Source organism: Gilliamella sp. wkB18 (assembly GCF_001690875.1).
Lineage (GTDB): Bacteria > Pseudomonadota > Gammaproteobacteria > Enterobacterales > Orbaceae > Gilliamella > Gilliamella apicola_A.
The window spans coordinates 1-19,062 of record NZ_LZHM01000110.1 but is presented as its reverse complement, the minus strand read 5'-3'; the positions used below and the strand labels follow the sequence as shown (position 1 = coordinate 19,062).

Genomic DNA, 19,062 nt, shown 5'->3' with positions numbered 1-19,062 from the left:
TATACTTGCTTAAAGATTTTGTAATACTTTCTCAACGCTATCTTTAGCATCACCAAATAGCATATAGCTATTTTCTTTAAAGAATAACGGATTTTGCACGCCTGCATAACCAGTATTCATCGAGCGCTTAGAAATGATAACTGTTTTTGCTTTCCAAACCTCAAGAACGGGCATGCCAGCAATAGGGCTATTTGGATCTTCTTCTGCTGCAGGATTAACGGTATCATTTGCACCAATAACCCAAACAACATCAGTATCTACAAAGTCGTCATTAATTTCGTCCATTTCAAGCACGATATCATATGGTACTTTCGCTTCTGCTAATAATACATTCATATGCCCCGGTAAACGTCCTGCTACTGGGTGAATACCAAAACGAACTTCTATACCCATATCACGTAGTTTTTCAGTAATATTGCTTACAGCTGCTTGAGCTTGTGCTACAGCCATACCGTAACCAGGAACAATAATCACTGAACGGGCTTCTTTTAATGTTTGAGCTACTTCAACAGGTTGCATTTCGCGGTATTCACCTTGTTCTTCATCTGTTGAACTAGCTGAACTCCCATCACTGCCGAACCCACCAGCAATAACACTAATAAATGAACGGTTCATTGCTTTACACATAATATAGGAAAGAATTGCACCAGATGAACCCACTAACGCACCAGTGACAATTAAAAGATCATTACCAAGCATAAAGCCTGCAGCTGCAGCAGCCCAACCAGAATAAGAGTTTAGCATTGAAATTACTACTGGCATATCAGCACCGCCAATTGAAGCAACAAGATGGAAACCAAATACAAATGCCACTATTGCCATAATTAACAGACTAATTAGTGCCCCTGCTCCACTTTTTACTTCAATAAAGGTAAACATCAATATTATAGAAACAACGATAGCCGCTAAATTCCAATAATGTTTATTAGGAATAGAAAGAGGTTTAGAGCTAATGCGTCCATTTAATTTACCAAATGCAACAACAGAACCAGAGAAGGTTACTGCACCGATAAAAACACCGACAAAAATCTCTACTAAATGTACAGTTAACTCTCCACCTTGAAAATTTTGAATGTGAGGGTCTAAAAAGCTGTTTAAACCAACAAGAACTGCTGCCATACCGACAAAACTATGAAGTAGTGCAACAAGTTCTGGCATTTGAGTCATCTCAACTTTTTTCGCAAGATATAAGCCAATAGATGCACCAATTATCATGGCTATCACTATCCAGTGTAATCCACCTTTAATACTTGCAATTGCTGCAATAAGTGCGATTGCCATACCAATCATACCGTAAATATTACCAGATTTTGCAGATTCTTGGTTAGAAAGACCTCGTAAGCTAAAGATAAAAAGTAATGCAGCAATAACATAGGCTGCTTGAATGATTCCATTACTCATAATTTATACTCTCCTTTACTTGCCGCGTTGGAACATTTTCAGCATTCTTTGAGTAACAAAGAACCCACCAAAAATATTGATACTAGCAATCAAAATAGCAACAAAGGCAATTGCCGTAGTTAAGCCATTATCATCGCCGACTTGTAATATTGCACCGACTAATATAATCCCAGAAATTGCATTTGTTACCGACATTAGTGGCGTATGTAAAGAATGCGTTACATTCCATACTACGTAGTAACCAACAACACAAGATAGTGCAAATACGGTAAAGTGTCCTAGAAAGCTTTCAGGAACAGAGTTAGCAAGCCAAAAGTAAACAATGATCGCTAATGCTAAAAGGCCATATTTTTTATGGGGTTCCATTACTTTGGGTTCTGGTTTAGCAACAGCAGGTATTGCTTCTTTTTTCTGCGGTTGTGCTGATACTTGGATTGGAGGAGCTGGCCAAGTAATTTCCTTATCTTTAACCACAGTTACACCACGAATTACAACATCATCAAAATTGATATCAATATTACCGTCTTTTTCTTTAGCAAGCAGTTTTAACAGGTTAACAATGTTTGTACCATAAAGCTGTGATGCTTGAGCTGGCATACGATTAGCTAAATCAGTATAACCAACAATTTTTACGTTGTTATTTGTTTCGAAAACTTCGCCCGGTTTAGTTAACTCACAGTTACCACCAGTTAATGCAGCTAAATCAACAATAACACTGCCGGGTTTCATTGACTCAACCATTTCTTTCGAAATAAGTTTTGGTGCAGGTTTGCCTGGAATAAGCGCAGTTGTAATAATGATATCAACATCTTTGGCTTGCTCAGCAAAAAGGGCCATTTCAGCCTCAATAAAGGCAGCAGACATTTGTTTAGCGTAACCATCACCAGAACCTGCTTCCTCTTCGAAATCTAATTCTAAAAAGTCGGCACCCATACTATTAATTTGTTCGGCAACTTCAGGGCGAGTATCAAAAGCACGAACAATTGCCCCTAAACTCACCGCTGCGCCAATGGCTGCAAGACCTGCAACACCTGCCCCAATAACTAATATTTTAGCGGGAGGCACTTTACCTGCAGCGGTAACTTGACCTGTAAAGAATCGACCAAATTGATTTGCAGCTTCAATAACTGAACGATAACCAGCAATATTAGACATTGAACTCAATGCATCTAAAGATTGTGCGCGTGAAATACGTGGTACACAGTCCATTGCCATTACATTGATATTTTTAGTGGCGAGTTTTTCTAATAGCTCTTTATGTTGAGCTGGATAAATATAACTGATGAGGGTTGCTCCCTCTTTCATTAAAGAAATTTCATCATCGGTTGGTGCATGAAACTTCAGAATTAAATCATTTTGCCAAATATCTTGTGTATTTTGAATTATGGCTCCAGCATCAATAAAAGCTTGGTCTTCAAAATGAGCAGCATGTCCTGCCCCTTGTTCTACAGAGACTGTAAAGCCAAGTTTTAACAGTTGTCCAACAGTTTGGGGAGTTGCTGCAACTCTAGCTTCATTGGTTAACCGTTCTTTAGGTATACCGATATGCATTTCGTTACGTCCTTATGTTAAAGATAAATTGTTAATGTCATTCGATTCTAGCATAAAATAGCTTCAGTACTAATAGAGAATTTAATTTTTATTATCGAAATCTTATTATTATTTTTAATAATAATTGGATTTTAAATCTTTAAATAAAAATTAAAATATTTACCTTGCAATCATTGTGATTACGTCATTATTGGGAAAATAAACTCAAGTGACCACAAAACTAACTTAGATTGGTCAAAAATTAAGTTTTTCTTCTATTTTTGCCTTCAAACTAATTGGATTGACTCTGCTTATTCCCATTTAACTACTAAAGTTATGCATGAGCCTAAGCTTTGTATCAAAGTAGACTCATCGATATGAGTAAGTTAAAAAACAAGATATAAATAATGTTAACTTGATGAAAAATATTCTGATCGATATTAAATTCAGCGGAATCTTAACAATAAGTATATTTGTAACATTTTTTTATATTATTTATTTAAAAGTAAATTAAAAGTGACTAACAGCAATACTTGGTAATTCTGGTTTTTGAGTTTAATCGCTAATATTTCAAAAGCACTAACGAGGTAAAAATATGGCAAAACAAAGCCAGAAAAAAAATAGCATCTTAACTTTGATGTTTACATTGCTTGCGGCTTGTATCGCATTTCAACTTAATGCAAGCATGTTAAGCCCAGTATTGGTCACTATAGCTAAAGATTTAGGTACCAATGACGCTGAAGTTGGCTTATCGCAAACGGCATTTTTTACGGCAGCGGCATTATTCTCATTATTTTTACCAAGACTAAGCGACATAAAAGGTCGAAAAAAAGTATTAATGGTAATGCTTTCAGTTATGACATTAGGTACAGTATTGGCTGCAATTGCCCCTAATATTGAAGTGTTATGTGTCGCACGAATTATTCAAGGTATCTCAGGGCCAGTAGTTCCGCTTTGTTTGTTAATGCTAAATTATGCAGTAAAAGATGTAAAACAATATGGCATGTTGATGGGAATCATAACTGCAGTAAATGGTGGTATAGCAGGTATCGATGCTATTGCTGGCGGTATAATAGCAACGCATTTGGGTTTTAGAGCTGTATTTGGGGTAATAGCGATTGTTGCAGCAATTTCCACTTATTTAGTTTTTCGTTTTGCTCCTGAATCAAAACCTTCGGTTGATACTAAAATGGATTGGCTTGGTGTGATATTGTTAGTCTCAGCTATTGCAGCTCTTTTATTTGCACTTAATGAGGCAGGAAACGTTGCTAGTGCTAATTACTTTAAAATTATAGGATTAAGCGTATTTGCTACTATTTGTTTTATCTTGTTTTGGTATACTGAAAAAAGCGTTTTACATCCATTAGTCACAACGATCCATCTAAAAAGGCGTGAAACTTGGTCTTTATTGCTCACAACAATTCTTATTATGACAGGTATTTTTGCGATAGTTAATGGTTTAGTCATGTCAATTGCACAAAACAATGAAATAGGGTTTGGATTGGCTCCCGATTTAGCATCACTAATCTTATTAACACCTTATGCTTTAATTGGATGGCTAGTTGGCCCTTTTGCAGGTCGGTTAGCCCCAACTTTAGGTTATAACAATGTGCTTCAATTTGGGTTATTGGGTTGTATCATTAGTATCTTAGTGATTATGTTTTATGGTATTAACTCCTTAATTATTTTAGCATCTGGAGTAATTGCTTTAGGTATATTTTATGCAGGAATGGTCAATATTATTCTTAATGGTCTTGGTGTTATTTTGTCACCAAAAGAAAATTTAGGTTTTTTACCAGGTATGAATGCTGGAGCATTTAATTTGGGTGCCGGATTAAGTTTTGCATTATTGCCTGCCATTCAAATGCTCAACGCTCATTCAATGCTAGGTTACTTTAATGGAATGTTTGTAGGATTGATTATTACTGTATTGGCATTAATCTCAAGTTTCTTTATACCGCGGCCGACTCATGCTGAATTATAAAAAATACTACGTATCGGGCAAAACCTAACCCATTTAATCTAAAATTTTTTAAATTTAGCGGTTAATACTAATTGTTATTATAGATGTTTTGGTGGCGGTTCAACTGTTACATAATTTCCATGCGCTACTTTAGCGCTAGGTAAAGATGCTCAGTTGTTTTTACAGCACAGGTTCGTAACCACGACTTAAAAGCTTTCTTCCAAAATAATTTGTTTTTGAACAAGGCAATTTACAATTTAAATCCCGTGAGCAGAAACAGATTATGGTATTAAGCAAATAATGGAGAATGATAACACCAAAATTAATAATTTACGCATAGCTATTTTTCTTTAAATAAAAACGATGATCATTATTGTTCAAGTGATAAATAATGTTAACAATTACTGATACAGCAATTAAAATACATTAAAAATAATTTTAAATATTAATTGGTTATGAATTTATTAGCCATCATCTATTTAGACTAATAAAAATAATAAATAAATGCGATTAAAATTACTTTTTATATTAAGCCATTTCATAATAAATCTTAAGTTTGGCTATTTTTAAGTACTACAAATTGTTATATAATAAGTAAAATTTTGTCATATAACTCTATATTGTATTTATCATATTATTTTTAAAGTGCTTTTTGTAATTAAGTATCTTTAATTAAGGAACCGCTATGATTGATTTTTCCCAATCAGTGCCAGAACTGGTCTCTTGGGCAAAAAAGAATGACTTTTCGATTGCTTTACCTGTGGAAAGGTTAGCTTTTTTATTGGCTATTGCTGTATTAAATAGCGAGCGTTTTGATGGCGAAATGACTGAATCTGAATTAATCGATGCATTTAGGCATGTTTCGCAGATTTTTGAACAGAGTGAAGACACGATAGCGGTTCGCGGCAATAATGCTATTAATGATTTAGTACGCCAACGCCTAATCACACGTTTTGCAAGTGAAATGACTGACGGTTTCTCAATTTATCGTTTAACCCCGTTAGGAATTGGCATTAGTGATTATTATATCCGCCAACGAGAATTTTCTACCTTACGTTTATCTCTCCAACTTTCTATTGTTGCACAAGAGTTAAAACGTGCCGCAGATGCAGCCCTTGAAGGTGGTGATGATTTGCATTGGCACCGAAATGTCTTTGCTCCGTTAAAATATTCAGTTGCTGAAATTTTTGACAGTATTGATATCACTCAACGAGTGATGGATGAACAACAAGCCGATGTTAAACAAAACATCTCTGCATTATTAAGTCAAGATTGGCAAGCGGCAATTAGCAGTTGTGAAGGATTACTGACAGAAACATCACAAACACTTCGTGAACTGCAAGATACTTTAGCTGCCGCTGGTGATAAGTTACAAGCAAGCTTACTTCTAATACAAGATGCAACATTAGATAACCCTAATCTAGATAAAATCAACAACGTAGTTATTGACCTGCAAGGTAAACTTGATCGCATTATTGGCTGGGGACAAAAAGCAATAGATTTATGGATAGGATATGACAGGCACGTTCACAAATTTATTCGTACTGCTATTGATTTAGATAAAAATCGAGTCTTTTCACAGCGATTGCGCAAATCCATTCAAGGTTATTTTGATTTACCATGGTCACTCACTTATGCAAATGCGAACCGTCTGCTTGATATGCGTGATGAAGAACTAGCATTACACGAAGCAGAAGTAACTGGTGAATTACCACCTGAACTTGAATTTGAAATGGTTGACGAGATTCAAGAGCATATTATTACACATATAGAACAAAACTTATTGGTCTTTAAACAAGAAAATAAACCGCTTGATATGAGTACTGCTATTCATAGCTATCTAAAGCAGTTCCCTAGACAACAACATTTTGATATTGCAAGACTATTTATCGATCAAGCTATTCGTCTAGGTATTGCTGAAAATGATTTGCTCGGTATCCCTGCCGAATGGAAACCTATTAACGATTATGGAGCTAAGGTACAAGCACATGTCATCAACAGATACTAAAGATTTAAAAACTGAACAAAACACTCATCATCTAGGTGACGTTATGGAACGCGTTGCGACAAGTTCACAGACCTCTATCGATAAATATATGCCAGTTAAATTGGCACAAGCGATTGCTAATCCTATTTTCCCTGAGCTTGATAGTTTATTACGCTCAGGGCGTCATATTGGCATTGATGAACTTGATCATCATGCTTTTTTAATGGATTTTCAGCTTGAGCTTGAACAATTCTACCAACGTTACAATGTGGAGCTAATTCGTGCGCCAGAAGGATTTTTCTATCTTCGTCCTCGTTCAACAACATTGATTCCACGTTCGGTCTTATCGGAACTTGATATGCTTGTTGGCAAAGTGCTTTGTTACTTATATTTAAGCCCTGAACGGCTTGCACATGAAGGTGTCTTTACCTTACAAGAACTGTTTGATGAGTTGGTTTCACTCGCGGACGAAGGAAAATTACTTAAATTAGTGAACCAGCGTTCAACTGGTTCAGATTTAGATCGTCAAAAACTGTTTGATAAAGTAAAAACGGCATTAAACCGCTTGCGTCGATTAGGAATGATATTTTTTATTGTAGGCAATGACAGTAGCCGCTTTCGCATCAACGAGACTATTTTCCGTTTTGGTGCCGATGTGCGCAGTAGTGATGATGCACAAGAAGCGCAACTACGCTTAATCCGAGATGGCGAAGCAATCAAAATCGAATCATCACTTATTTTAGATGATAATAATGAAGAACAAAAACAAGATGAAGATGTTAATGAGGAGACTGAATAATCATGATTGGACACGGTAAATTTCACTCATTAACTTTGATAAACTGGAATGGTTTTTTTGCGCGAACTTTTGAGCTTGACCAATTAGTGACAACGCTATCGGGCGGTAATGGAGCGGGTAAATCAACCACTATGGCGGCATTTGTTACAGCATTAATTCCAGATTTAACTTTATTACACTTTAGAAACACAACCGAAGCAGGGGCAACATCAGGTTCACGTGATAAAGGTTTACATGGTAAATTAAAACCGGGTGTTTGTTACTCTATGCTCGATGTAATCAATTCTCGTAATCAGCGCATAATTTGTGGTGTACGTTTACAACAAGTGGCAGGGCGGGACAAAAAAGTCGATATCAAACCATTTCTACTGCAAGGTTTAGCTGTTGGTATCAGCCCAACAGAATTGGTAACAGAAAGATTAAATGATAAACAGGCTAGGATTTTATCGCTACCAGAGTTAAAAGAAAAAATTGAATCTATAGAAGGTGTTATCTTCAAACAATTTAACTCCATAACTGACTACCATTCGGTTATGTTTGATTTTGGTGTATTACCTAAGCGCCTGCGCTCATCATCTGATCGTAGTAAATACTATCGCTTGATTGAAGCTTCACTTTATGGCGGGATTTCAAGCGCAATTACCCGATCACTACGTGATTATTTATTACCAGAAAACAGTGGAGTGCGCAAAGCTTTCCAAGATATGGAAGCTGCACTTCGTGAAAACCGCATGACATTAGAAGCGATTCGAGTAACTCAATCGGATCGTGACTTATTTAAACACTTAATTACTGAATCAACTAATTATGTAGCGTCTGATTATATGCGCCATGCTAACGAGCGCCGAATTCATATAGAATCTGTGCTTGGCTTACGTCGCGATATGTTTAAAACGCAAGATCTACTTATTAGCAATCAATACCGCCAAATTGAAATGGCGAAAGAACTTAAAGAACATCAAGATGCGCAAAGCGATTTAGAAACCGATTTACAGGCTGCTAATGATCACCTAAATCTTACGCAAACAGCGCTACGCCAACAAGAAAAGATCGACCGCTACCAATCTGATTTAGATGATTTAAACTTAAAGCTTGAAGAACAAAACGAAGTGGTGCTTGAAGCGAATGAACAGTATCAAACCTATCGTGATCAAGTAGAACAAACCGAGCAAGAAGTTGACGAAATCAAGACTCAATTAGCTGATTACCAACAAGCACTGGATGTTCAACAAACACGAGCAATTCAATACCAACAGGCTTTACAGGCACTAAAAAATGCTCAGTTGCTATGTCAATTACCAAAACTAGATATTAGCAATATCGAAGAACACTTTACGTTTTTTGATGAAAAACAAAAAGAAATCACCGAACAAGTTCTTGAGCTTGAACAAAAATTAAGTGTATCTGATGCAGCGATTAATCAATTTGATAGAGCTTATCAACTAGTGGTGAAATTAGTGGGTGATGTGGTTCGCAGTGAAGCGTTTGCTGCAGCCAAAGAAGCACTAAGACAGTGGCCTTCACAATGTTATCAAGCTCAGCAGGCCGAACATTTACAACTACAACTTGATGAACTAGAACAACGACTCTTTGAACAAAAAGAAGCTGAATCATTATTAACACAATTTTGTAAGCATATTGATCGCCAAGTTAATTACGATCAATTAGATGAATTAAAACAAGAGCTAGAATTGCAATTAGACGAAAGTGCCGAACGGGCTAACGAATCAAGTGAAAAGCGTATTGAATTTAGACAAGAGCTTGAACAAATTCAATCGAAGCTTACTGAATATCGACAAAAAGCACCGTTATGGTTAAAAGCTCAAGATACATTAATTTCATTGCAAGAACAAACTGGTCAAGTGTTTAGTCATAGTCAAGCAGTTACGCAACACATGCAACAACTGCTTGAACAAGAACGCCAACTTGTTACTGAACGGGATCAAATTAGCTTTAGACGAAATCAATTAGATGTTCAAATTGAGCAACTAAATCAACCTAGCGGTGTTGATGATGGTCGCTTGTCTTTGTTAGCAGAGCGATTTAATGGGGTATTACTCTCGGAAATTTATGAAGATGTAACAATTGATGATGCACCTTACTTTTCTGCATTATATGGTCCTTCAAGACAAGCCATTGTGGTGCCAGATTTATCATTAGTTAAACAGCAATTAGAAAACCTTACCGCAAGTGATGAAGATTACCCAGAAGATATCTATTTTATTGAAGGTGATCCTGCATCATTTGATGATAGCGTTTTTGATTGTGAAGAGATGAATAAAGCGGTACTTGTCAAAACGGGCGATCGTCAATGGCGATTTTCAAGTTTTCCTAAAGTACCACTATTTGGTCGTGCTGCTCGTGAGATTCACCTTGAAAAATTATCTCACGAACGTGATGAATTACATGAGCGTTATGCAACTATCTCATTTGATTTACAAAAATTACAACGTATTGAACAAAATGTTGGGCAATTTATCGGTCAACATTTAGCGGTGGCTTTTGATATCGACCCTGAAGCTGAAGCGCAAAAATTAACGGCAAGACGCACCGAACTTGAACGCCAATTATCATCTCAAGAAAGTATTGATAAACAAAATCAGCAACAAGTGACTAACTGCAAAGAACAATTAGCAACCGTAAATCGCTTGGTTGCACAAATGCATTTATTAGCTGATGATGATCTGGCTGATAGAGTTGACGATTTACGTGAACAAGTTGCACAAGCACAAGAATCTGCGCAATATGTTAACCGTAATTGCAATACCGTTTCAGAACTTGAACCAATTTTGGCTGTTTTACAAAGTGATCCAGAGCAGAACGAAGCATTACGTGAACAATACAATACGGTTAAAGCGCAGCAACAAACCATCCGCCAACAAGTTTTTGCCTTAACGGAAGTAATGCAACGTCGAGCCCACTTTAGTTATGAAGACTCGGCTGGAATGCTAAATGAAAATACTGATTTGAACGAAAAATTGCGTGACCGATTGGAAGTGGTTGAAGCACAAAGAACAGAAGCACGTAGACAAATGCAGCAGTATCAAGATAAGTATAATCAATACAATCAAACGCTGGCTTCATTAAAAAGTGCTTTTGAAACCAAACGTGACATGTTAAATGAACTCCATAAAGAAATTGAACAAATTGGTGTTAAAGCCGATGCGAACACTGAAGAACGTGCACGATTAAGGCGTGATGAAATCCATCAAAAATTAAATAACAATCGTCAGCATTGCACATCGCTTGAAAAGCAACTCATTATGTGCGAAAGCGAAATGACACAACTACAAAAACGGCTAACTCAAACACTGCGAGATTATAAACAACTACGCGAACAGGTAGTACAAGCTAAATCAGGTTGGTGTTTAGTATTACGTTTAGTAAAAGAAAATAGTGTTGAACGTCGGTTACATCGCCGAGAACTTGCCTACTTAAGTGCTGATGAACTACGTTCTATGTCAGATAAAGCGTTAGGTTCGTTACGCTTGGCTGTTAATGACAATGAACATTTACGGGATGTATTAAGACTATCAGAAGATCCAAAACGCCCAGAACGTAAAATCCAATTTTATATTGCTGTTTATGCCCATTTGCGTGAACGAATTCGCCAAGATATTGTTAAAACTGACGATCCAATTGAAGCCATTGAACAGATGGAAATTGAATTATCACGATTAACAGAAGAATTGACTTCACGTGAACAGCAACTGGCAATTAGCTCGAAGAGTGTATCTAATATTATTCGTAAAACCATACAGCGTGAACAAAATCGTATTCGTATGCTTAACCAAGGATTACAAGCAGTAGCATTTGGTCAAGTTAATGGCGTGCGCTTAAATGTTAATGTTCGCGAAGCTCATTCAACACTTTTGGCAGCACTTGCCGATGAGCAAAATGAACATCAAGATCTATTTAGTAATAATCGTATTACCTTCTCAGAAGCCTTGGCTAAACTCTATCAACGTTTAAATCCACATATTGATATGGGGCAACGAACGGCTCAAAATATTGGTGAAGAATTACTCGATTATCGCAACTACCTAGAAATGGATGTTGAAGTGAATCGAGGTGCAGATGGTTGGTTACGTGCTGAAAGCGGTGCATTATCGACGGGTGAGGCAATTGGTACGGGGATGTCTATCTTACTTATGGTGATTCAAAGTTGGGAAGAAGAATCTAAGCGTTTGCGTAATAAAGATATCTCTCCGTGTCGTCTACTATTCTTAGACGAAGCGGCTCGATTGGATGCCAAGTCCATTGCAACACTGTTTGAGCTTTGTGAACGATTAGAAATGCAACTAATCATTGCAGCTCCAGAAAACATCAGCCCAGAAAAAGGCACAACATATAAACTAGTACGTAAAGTCATCAATAACCAAGAGCACGTACATGTGGTTGGCTTAAAAGGCTTTGCTTAACTTATTATTGTTTCAACTTACTAAACATTTTCGCCGGCATTAATCGGCGAAAATGTTTTATCTGACTCTGATAATTAGTCTTATTAAGATTTAAGAAACAACACTATCAGATTACCAACAAGAAAAGTAAGCTAAAATAATTAACAAGATAAAAGCCTAAGTAAAAACCTTTTAGCTCAAAATTATATTAACTCCATTTTGCTATCCACTTATTATTGGTCGTAATTAATAACTGCTTAAATCAGATTGCCAAAGAATATAAGGGTCATAGTCGTCATCACCATCAGGTAGTGAACCAGTTAGGGGGGCTTGGAAAAAATCCGTTTCAGCTAGCTGATTATTATCGATATATTCAATTTTTAATTTTAGCAAATCTTTTCTATTTTCAGGTTTATCAAAGTTATAAGTAATATGAGAAAGTGAATTGTGATAGATGATTTGACGCCAACATTCATCTGAATCTTTCATACAGTATTTGATACTTAAAGGTTGGTATTTTTGGCCACCTATAAATAAAACGGGAACGGCTTTTTGCTCTTGACTATCAACAAAGAATGATAAAAAAGTATCATCACCTAATTTAGCTTTATACTCGGTAAATTTGCTATCACTTTTTGCTTCAGCTTGTTTTAGGAAACTATGTCGACTTTCATCGGCGTAACTATTACTACAATACAAACTACATAAGAATAATACTGATATTAATTTTTTCATAACATATTCCATAAGTTAGCTTAGTAATTTAGATAAGTAATATAGCCAGTGACTAAAGGCTAGTAGAAAAGCTATAAATCTAAAAAGATTTATAGCATGTTTAATAGAATAACTTAAAAAATAGACAAATAGAAAGTAAAAAATAATAAAGGAGAAAAAAGAAATATAGAAGGAAGCGCCCCTATTTTCTTGTATATGCCACAAGATAGTAATGAATTAAAGGTATGATAATAATTTTAAAAACGGAAAGATGTTATATGGAATTCAATGCATTAACACCTAAAATTCCCAAGTTTACTACAGAACCACTTGATTATTTTTATAAAAATGGGAAAATACATAACCTATAACCAATAATTCTAATAAGATAAATATAAAAATTTTTAAGGATAAAAACAATGGAAAAAAAGTTGTTCAGCTTATTAGATAATGAAAGTGCACGTAAACAGTACCGATATTTATTAATTGATAATCTAGTTTCGCTAAGTTATTTTCATGTATTATCTATTCAAAGCTTGCAAGAAAATTTAGGAAAAGAAGCAATCCAAGTGGTACCAAGAACGAATCTTGCGCACGATTTAGAACATTGCCCTAAATTAATTGTTATTGCAAAACCTAACGAACCTATAAACGAAAAATTATTACATCATATTAGTAATGAACTGCAAGATGATGGCTCACTACAAAGGCGCTATATTTCGGCATGTATCGTTAGCAAAAACAATCCTAAAACGTTAAGTGAACAACTGATTGATATAGGATTAAAATTAACAAAATTCACTCATACCCATTTTGTTCCTTTTTACGAACCATTTAAAATGTATTTAATGTTAGAAGGTAACAAAATTTGTTCAGATTGGTTACCTAGTTTATTAAATTGTTGTAGCACCTACTGTTTCACCTCATTTACCAATCGCTTACAGGTTATTCAGTCGTTGGATCATACCCCGGAGCCATACGAAATTTGGGTTACAGAAGAAGTTAAATTTTACCTGAAAGAATCTGCCAAACTGTATCAGTTGACAACTGCTTGGAAAAACATATGTCAAAAGCAAAATAAAAACATTCAAGATAATGACATATTACAATTAGCTGAATATTACTATGAAGCAAAAACAGCAGGGTTAGAAGATACTTATGATAAATTCTCTTTAGCGCTAACGTTAATGAATTATCCCAATTTATCCATTCAAAACCAACTAAAAGCCCCAATTGAAAAAGCAAAAGAAGAGCCAGGCACATTAGCAAATCATCTAAGTAAGCTCGAAATTGCAGAATAATGTAAGGAATACCGAATGAAAAAATTTGATAGCCGTATTTATGAAGAAGCAAAAAACACCTCAGCCATGTCAAACAGTGGGTGTGGCACGTGTCAACGTAATGGTATGCCGTTTTTTTTAGTTCGCCAATCGGTAATAAATCCACGGGTTGACAGCAGCAAAGATTGGTCGCAAGGTGTTCCTAAATTAACCGATAGGCGACCAGCAGGCGAGTTAACGCAACATAAATACGCATTAAGGATGTTACGTAAAGGTTATGTTTATGTATTAATGGAAAAAGACGGTGAAAGGAAATTACTGGGTTATGAAGTAACATCAGAAGGCGCATTAAGGCATCGTTCCATTTACTATATGAAAAAATACGAAATTGAAGACTTAGCCAAACAATGCACCAAAATGAATCACAATATACCAGCCATTTTTGCCAATATCGATGTATTAAATGCCACAGTATGGATAGCTTACAGCCGTCGGGCTTGGTCAAAAAAAGTAGAAGATTATTACCGCTCGCCTGAAGCAGATTTAAAGCGTTTCACTAAAGTAACCATTAACGACAGCACCCGTAAAGATCCGAGCTCATTAACCGACGGGCGTAGCTTTGCTTTCAACGATTTACTCGACGAAAATAAAGCACCTTATTTACCTGAGTTTTTATTTGAGAAAAAAGATTTTAATGTACGTTTTCCAAGTGCCCATGAATTTTATGACTACTCGCATAAAAGAGATTTAGCCGCCATAAAAGACGTATCAGAAAAACTGGAACAAACATATCAATGTAAAATCGGCTGCATAGTGTTAGAAGACACCTTCGGTATAGCCGAAGAGCTTAATGCTCAACGATTGCGGAACTTTGACCCCATCAATAATGCCTTTTTAGAGCACGAACGGGAAATAGAGAAAAAATTAACCGATGCATATAACGAAAAAATAGCGGATTTTACCCCGACAAGCAACTGGTTAACCTCGCCCGATAAAGCAGAAAATCTATTCCCTTATGCGAAAGATTATTTTAAAAACATTTTAAATCTAAATATTGATGACAACCAAAATGATGCATCACAAGCGCTGACAATTCCTTTAAAACCCAATACAAATACCCCCAAATATTATCATGAATATTTTTCCACTAATCGAGCCTATAAACGTAGAATAGTGTCTTGTATTGACGCTTATAAAAAAGGATTAAAGAACTATTTTGCGAATCAAATAGAGCAAGAAAATGAAAAAGACGGTAAATATAATGAAACACAATATAAGGATGTTTATGAACCACATTGGAGGCAAGGACGGTACGAACAACAAGAGATGGCTGATTATATAAATAGTATTAACAAATTAAAATCAGAAGGTTGGAAAGAAGTTGCCTTAACTGATGAAGAAAAAACAGTATTATTAAAACAAAAAAATCGATCTCAAATTCCTTATAACAACTATGTGGAGGTACATCGTTTTTCATTAACAAAAGAAGGTGCTGTACAATCTAAATTTGATAAAGAATGGGCAAAACTGTCTGCACGGCTAGATAAGGGTAAACTCGATGCATTTCGCCAAGAAGAAAAACAACTATTTGACGAAATTGTTAAAGATATCCGCAAAATATCAATCGATTATTTAATTTATGTCACATGGCTTTTTGGCTCCAAAGACAAACCATCGCTTTATGCACCAGTTGAACTGACCGATTATAACCAAGTGGAATTTTGGAAGCGTGAACAAGAAAACGACTACTCTAAAGACCACTTAGGCTATTTTGAAGATGTTACCGCCATATTACAAGGTAATATCCAAATGGCGAAGCTACCCGAACAGTTTGGCTTATGGGACAGCCTATTACGAGACGAAAACTCCATCTATTTTTATCTATTAAAAGGTCAGGATAATAACCTGTATGAAGGGTTACTAAAACAACGGATTGTTGAAATGGAGCAAAATCAAGATGCAGCAAACCACAAAACGAAAGTAACAACTCTCAATGAATTAGTGGGCAAAATTAACGATATTTTGAATTTGCCAATTGATAAAAAAAATACAACCTTATTTGTTGATAAAATGGAAGTATTAATGAATTGGATGGCAGCAGGTATTGCAAATCCACCAAAGAACGCCAAGTTAATTAACGACGTTTTAATGAAAGACCATAGCATAGAACAGCTTAAAGTTTTTTCGGGCGTTGAGCATAGGCGTATAAGTTTACCGGTGAAAATTAAAAACTTACCCAAAGTTTATGAAATTTTGATGGAGCATTCAGATGTATCAACGGTGAGTATTGATAAAAATTCCAAGCTGTATAAGTTATCAAAAGTATCAGATACCGATAAGCGCTGGCAATTTGAAAGCCAACTGACTAAAAAACAGCTCGAAAAAACGGTTCAAATGGAGTTTATGGTAATAGCTGATGATATAGCCTCAATGAATAACATGATTGATGAGTTGAAAAAAGGTGGTAATTTAAAAGAAACCGCCCTTGCTAAAACCCAAAAGGTATTAGGCGCTGAAATTAAACACGCTCACCAATTTAGTGGCGAGCTAACCTTAGCTGACCTTGAAAAAACAATAGCACAAGCCAAACGACGAATCGCGTTTGATGCCTCAAAAGGGGTTTTTATGAATGGGTTAATGATATTTTTACAAGGCCACCTGTACAATCAAAATAGGAAAGTACTCGAGGCTGAAGGGCGTGAAATGCGGCAAGATGTGAAAGAGGAAATTCTTAATGATATGGCCAAGACTTGTGTAATTATGTCGTTAATGTCGGTCGAAGTAATGGCTCACACCATTAATCTAGTTGGTGCATTGCCTAAAATAAATATTTTTACCACTATGATACCAGGTTGTGAGAAATTTCTGAAAGTCACTGGATCAACGCTAGCGCTTATTACGATATTGGACGGGGTCATGGATATTTATAAAGGGGTTGGTTATGTGAAAAATGGTGATGTGTTTGATGGTGGATTAGTTTTTACTGGTGGTATGTTAACTACTATATCTGGAGGTATAGGTTTGTATGGTGCAATAGCTGCTATAACTTTACCAGTAGCGCTTTTAGCTATAGCTATTGCCGTTATTGGCGTAATTTTAGTGTATATAGGCTTAGAAGCCGATCGTTGGTCGCCCATGGAAATTTGGTTTAACCGTTGCTATTTTGGTAACCATAAACATCCAGAAAAAGGGCAACCTTACCCACTCACCGCAGTTGGCACCAGTGCCGCGTTGAATGACTATTTTGCCTATCTTTCAGGTGTTTATTTGGCTTTAAATTATCAATCTTATGATATGGAGTTCTTTTTTGACGATATTCGTAATGATTCTGATGAAAACGCCGCATTAATTTATGCCGGTGGACTGCGTGTACATATTAAACTGCCCAATTTTGATGCGCAAAGCCGCTATGTCTGTATGGTCTATCTAACTGATTCTGAAGGGCAATCGGCTAAGGTCCTAATTGTAAAAGGTAAAGACGATAAACATTTACATGTTACGGTATCACCCAATCAATGTAATCATGACTTAGTGCGCTGGGTTGATTCTAAAGATTATCCTATCGAATCAAATATAAATGATACAGTGGCGATAGACCAAAAAGTTGCCGAATTAAGGGTAAAAGCGAAAAAAGTGATTGGCATATTACATTACTGGCAAGGTAAAGACGCCAAATCGCCACTACGTGTAGAACATATTATCAATTAAAAAAGGAGAACGTAATCATGCCATCCAAATACCAGCCGCAAGTTTCCGCATGGCGCGAGGATTTGCATAAAGGAATATATACAACAAAATCACATTTAAGTAATAATAAAAAACTACGTTATGCTAATGATGATTATTGTGAATTTTCAAGAAGATTACCTGTTATGCAATATTTTCTTCGTTGCATAACAGTAATCTTCTCTTTAATATTTGTTGTATCTATAATATTAGGAATATTATTTATTATTTATATTATTACTAAACTAAATGAAGGTAGGTCTATATTTATACTTTGCACTTTTTTAATAATATTGTCATTTCAACTTTTTCTTCAGATGTTTTTGAATATTTGTTTTGCTCCTGAAGATTGTCCCATTCGTTTAAATAGAAAAACAGGTAAGGTTTATATTTATGACCATTTTTTATTGTATTTTGGAGCATGGTCTACCTTTACTCGTTCACCCTTTAGAGCCAAAGAGATCAGTGTTAAAGAGTTTAATTGGGCAGATATTCAAGGTTGTATGACCTCAGTATCAGTTCCTCTTGCTAGTGGCGGAATGGTTAGAAGCTATCGTCTAGAATGTGTGGTATGCGAGCCTAATACCACTAAAGTGATTGACCACTTTCTACTAGCAGCCTATAGCAGTTTAAACTATTACGAATGGATGTGGATAAATAGCTATATGGCGTTTTCGGATAATAATTTGGATGCCGAATTTATGCCAGAAGAAGAATTCACATGGCCAATCAAAGTCAATTGGCCAGAAGAAATCGACAAAAAATCCAAAGCTAGCTCGCTTGAAGAGTATCAACAAATAGATGCCGAATATAAAAAGCTAGGAAATAAATAATGCCATCCAAATACCAACCGCAAGTTTCCGCATGGCGCGAGGATTTGCATAAAGGAATATATACAACACAATTACATTTAAGTAATAATAAAAAATTACGTTATGCGAATGATGATTATTGTGAGTTTTCTCGGCGCTTCACAGGGATGGGAAGCTTATTAATTAGATTGATTGTTATTATTCTTTTCTTTATATGTGTATTGATAGCAAATTCTGGATTAGTTGCTGTACTTTTTGCTATATTTTATTTTGATACCTATAAAGCACTATTTATTTTTTTATTTTTTGTGTTTTTAATGTGCAGTCAAATATTTATTCAATTTTTTCTTACTTTTTTATTCTGTCCTGAAGATTGTCCTGTTCGCTTTAACCGTAAAACAGGTAAGGTTTATATTTATGACCATTTTCTGTTATATTGTGGTTCATGGG

At 35.7% G+C, this 19,062-nt stretch carries 11 protein-coding genes; 8 read left to right on the top strand and 3 right to left on the bottom strand.

Features of this window, described 5'->3' with window-relative positions:
• Window positions 1-9: 9 nt before the first annotated feature.
• Complete coding sequence (gene pntB / locus A9G48_RS10685) at window positions 10-1,401, bottom strand: Re/Si-specific NAD(P)(+) transhydrogenase subunit beta (protein WP_034944379.1); 1,392 nt, start codon at window positions 1,399-1,401, stop codon at window positions 10-12.
• Between the two features lie 15 nt (window positions 1,402-1,416).
• Window positions 1,417-2,952, bottom strand: a complete 1,536-nt coding sequence (pntA, locus tag A9G48_RS10680) for a Re/Si-specific NAD(P)(+) transhydrogenase subunit alpha (RefSeq protein ID WP_034944378.1) — start codon at window positions 2,950-2,952, stop codon at window positions 1,417-1,419.
• A 574-nt stretch (window positions 2,953-3,526) separates the two neighbouring features.
• On the opposite strand from pntA, the gene uriT reads away from it, so the two are divergent.
• The 4 genes from uriT (at window position 3,527) to mukB (ending at window position 12,101) form a co-directional block, all read left to right on the top strand.
• On the top strand, window positions 3,527-4,915 hold the full coding sequence (uriT, locus tag A9G48_RS10675; RefSeq protein ID WP_065576158.1) for a uridine transporter UriT: 1,389 nt from the start codon (window positions 3,527-3,529) through the stop codon (window positions 4,913-4,915).
• A gap of 664 nt (window positions 4,916-5,579) precedes the next feature.
• Complete coding sequence (mukF, locus tag A9G48_RS10670; RefSeq protein ID WP_034944376.1) at window positions 5,580-6,902, top strand: chromosome partition protein MukF; 1,323 nt, start codon at window positions 5,580-5,582, stop codon at window positions 6,900-6,902.
• Window positions 6,903-6,945: 43 nt separating this feature from the next.
• Complete coding sequence (gene mukE, locus A9G48_RS10665; protein ID WP_034944844.1) at window positions 6,946-7,680, top strand: chromosome partition protein MukE; 735 nt, start codon at window positions 6,946-6,948, stop codon at window positions 7,678-7,680.
• A gap of 2 nt (window positions 7,681-7,682) precedes the next feature.
• Complete coding sequence (gene mukB, locus A9G48_RS10660; RefSeq protein ID WP_065576157.1) at window positions 7,683-12,101, top strand: chromosome partition protein MukB; 4,419 nt, start codon at window positions 7,683-7,685, stop codon at window positions 12,099-12,101.
• A gap of 225 nt (window positions 12,102-12,326) precedes the next feature.
• On the opposite strand, the gene A9G48_RS10655 is transcribed toward mukB, so the two are convergent.
• The gene (locus A9G48_RS10655; protein ID WP_034944375.1) at window positions 12,327-12,815 is read right to left on the bottom strand and encodes a hypothetical protein; all 489 of its coding nucleotides are present in this window, start codon (window positions 12,813-12,815) and stop codon (window positions 12,327-12,329) included.
• A 398-nt stretch (window positions 12,816-13,213) separates the two neighbouring features.
• Between A9G48_RS10655 and A9G48_RS10650 the strand changes: the two genes are divergently transcribed.
• The 4 genes from A9G48_RS10650 to A9G48_RS10635 all read left to right on the top strand — a co-directional run.
• Window positions 13,214-14,095 (top strand): hypothetical protein, encoded by an 882-nt coding sequence (locus A9G48_RS10650; protein ID WP_065576156.1) that lies wholly within the window; start codon window positions 13,214-13,216, stop codon window positions 14,093-14,095.
• Window positions 14,096-14,110: 15 nt separating this feature from the next.
• Window positions 14,111-17,782: a toxin VasX gene (locus A9G48_RS10645; protein WP_065576155.1), complete on the top strand. Its 3,672-nt coding sequence runs from the start codon at window positions 14,111-14,113 to the stop codon at window positions 17,780-17,782.
• A 17-nt stretch (window positions 17,783-17,799) separates the two neighbouring features.
• Window positions 17,800-18,633, top strand: a complete 834-nt coding sequence (locus A9G48_RS10640; RefSeq protein WP_065576154.1) for a DUF6708 domain-containing protein — start codon at window positions 17,800-17,802, stop codon at window positions 18,631-18,633.
• The coding region (locus A9G48_RS10635) for a DUF6708 domain-containing protein (RefSeq protein WP_218057887.1) at window positions 18,633-19,062 on the top strand (430 nt) is incomplete at its 3' end. The genes A9G48_RS10640 and A9G48_RS10635, both read left to right, overlap by 1 nt.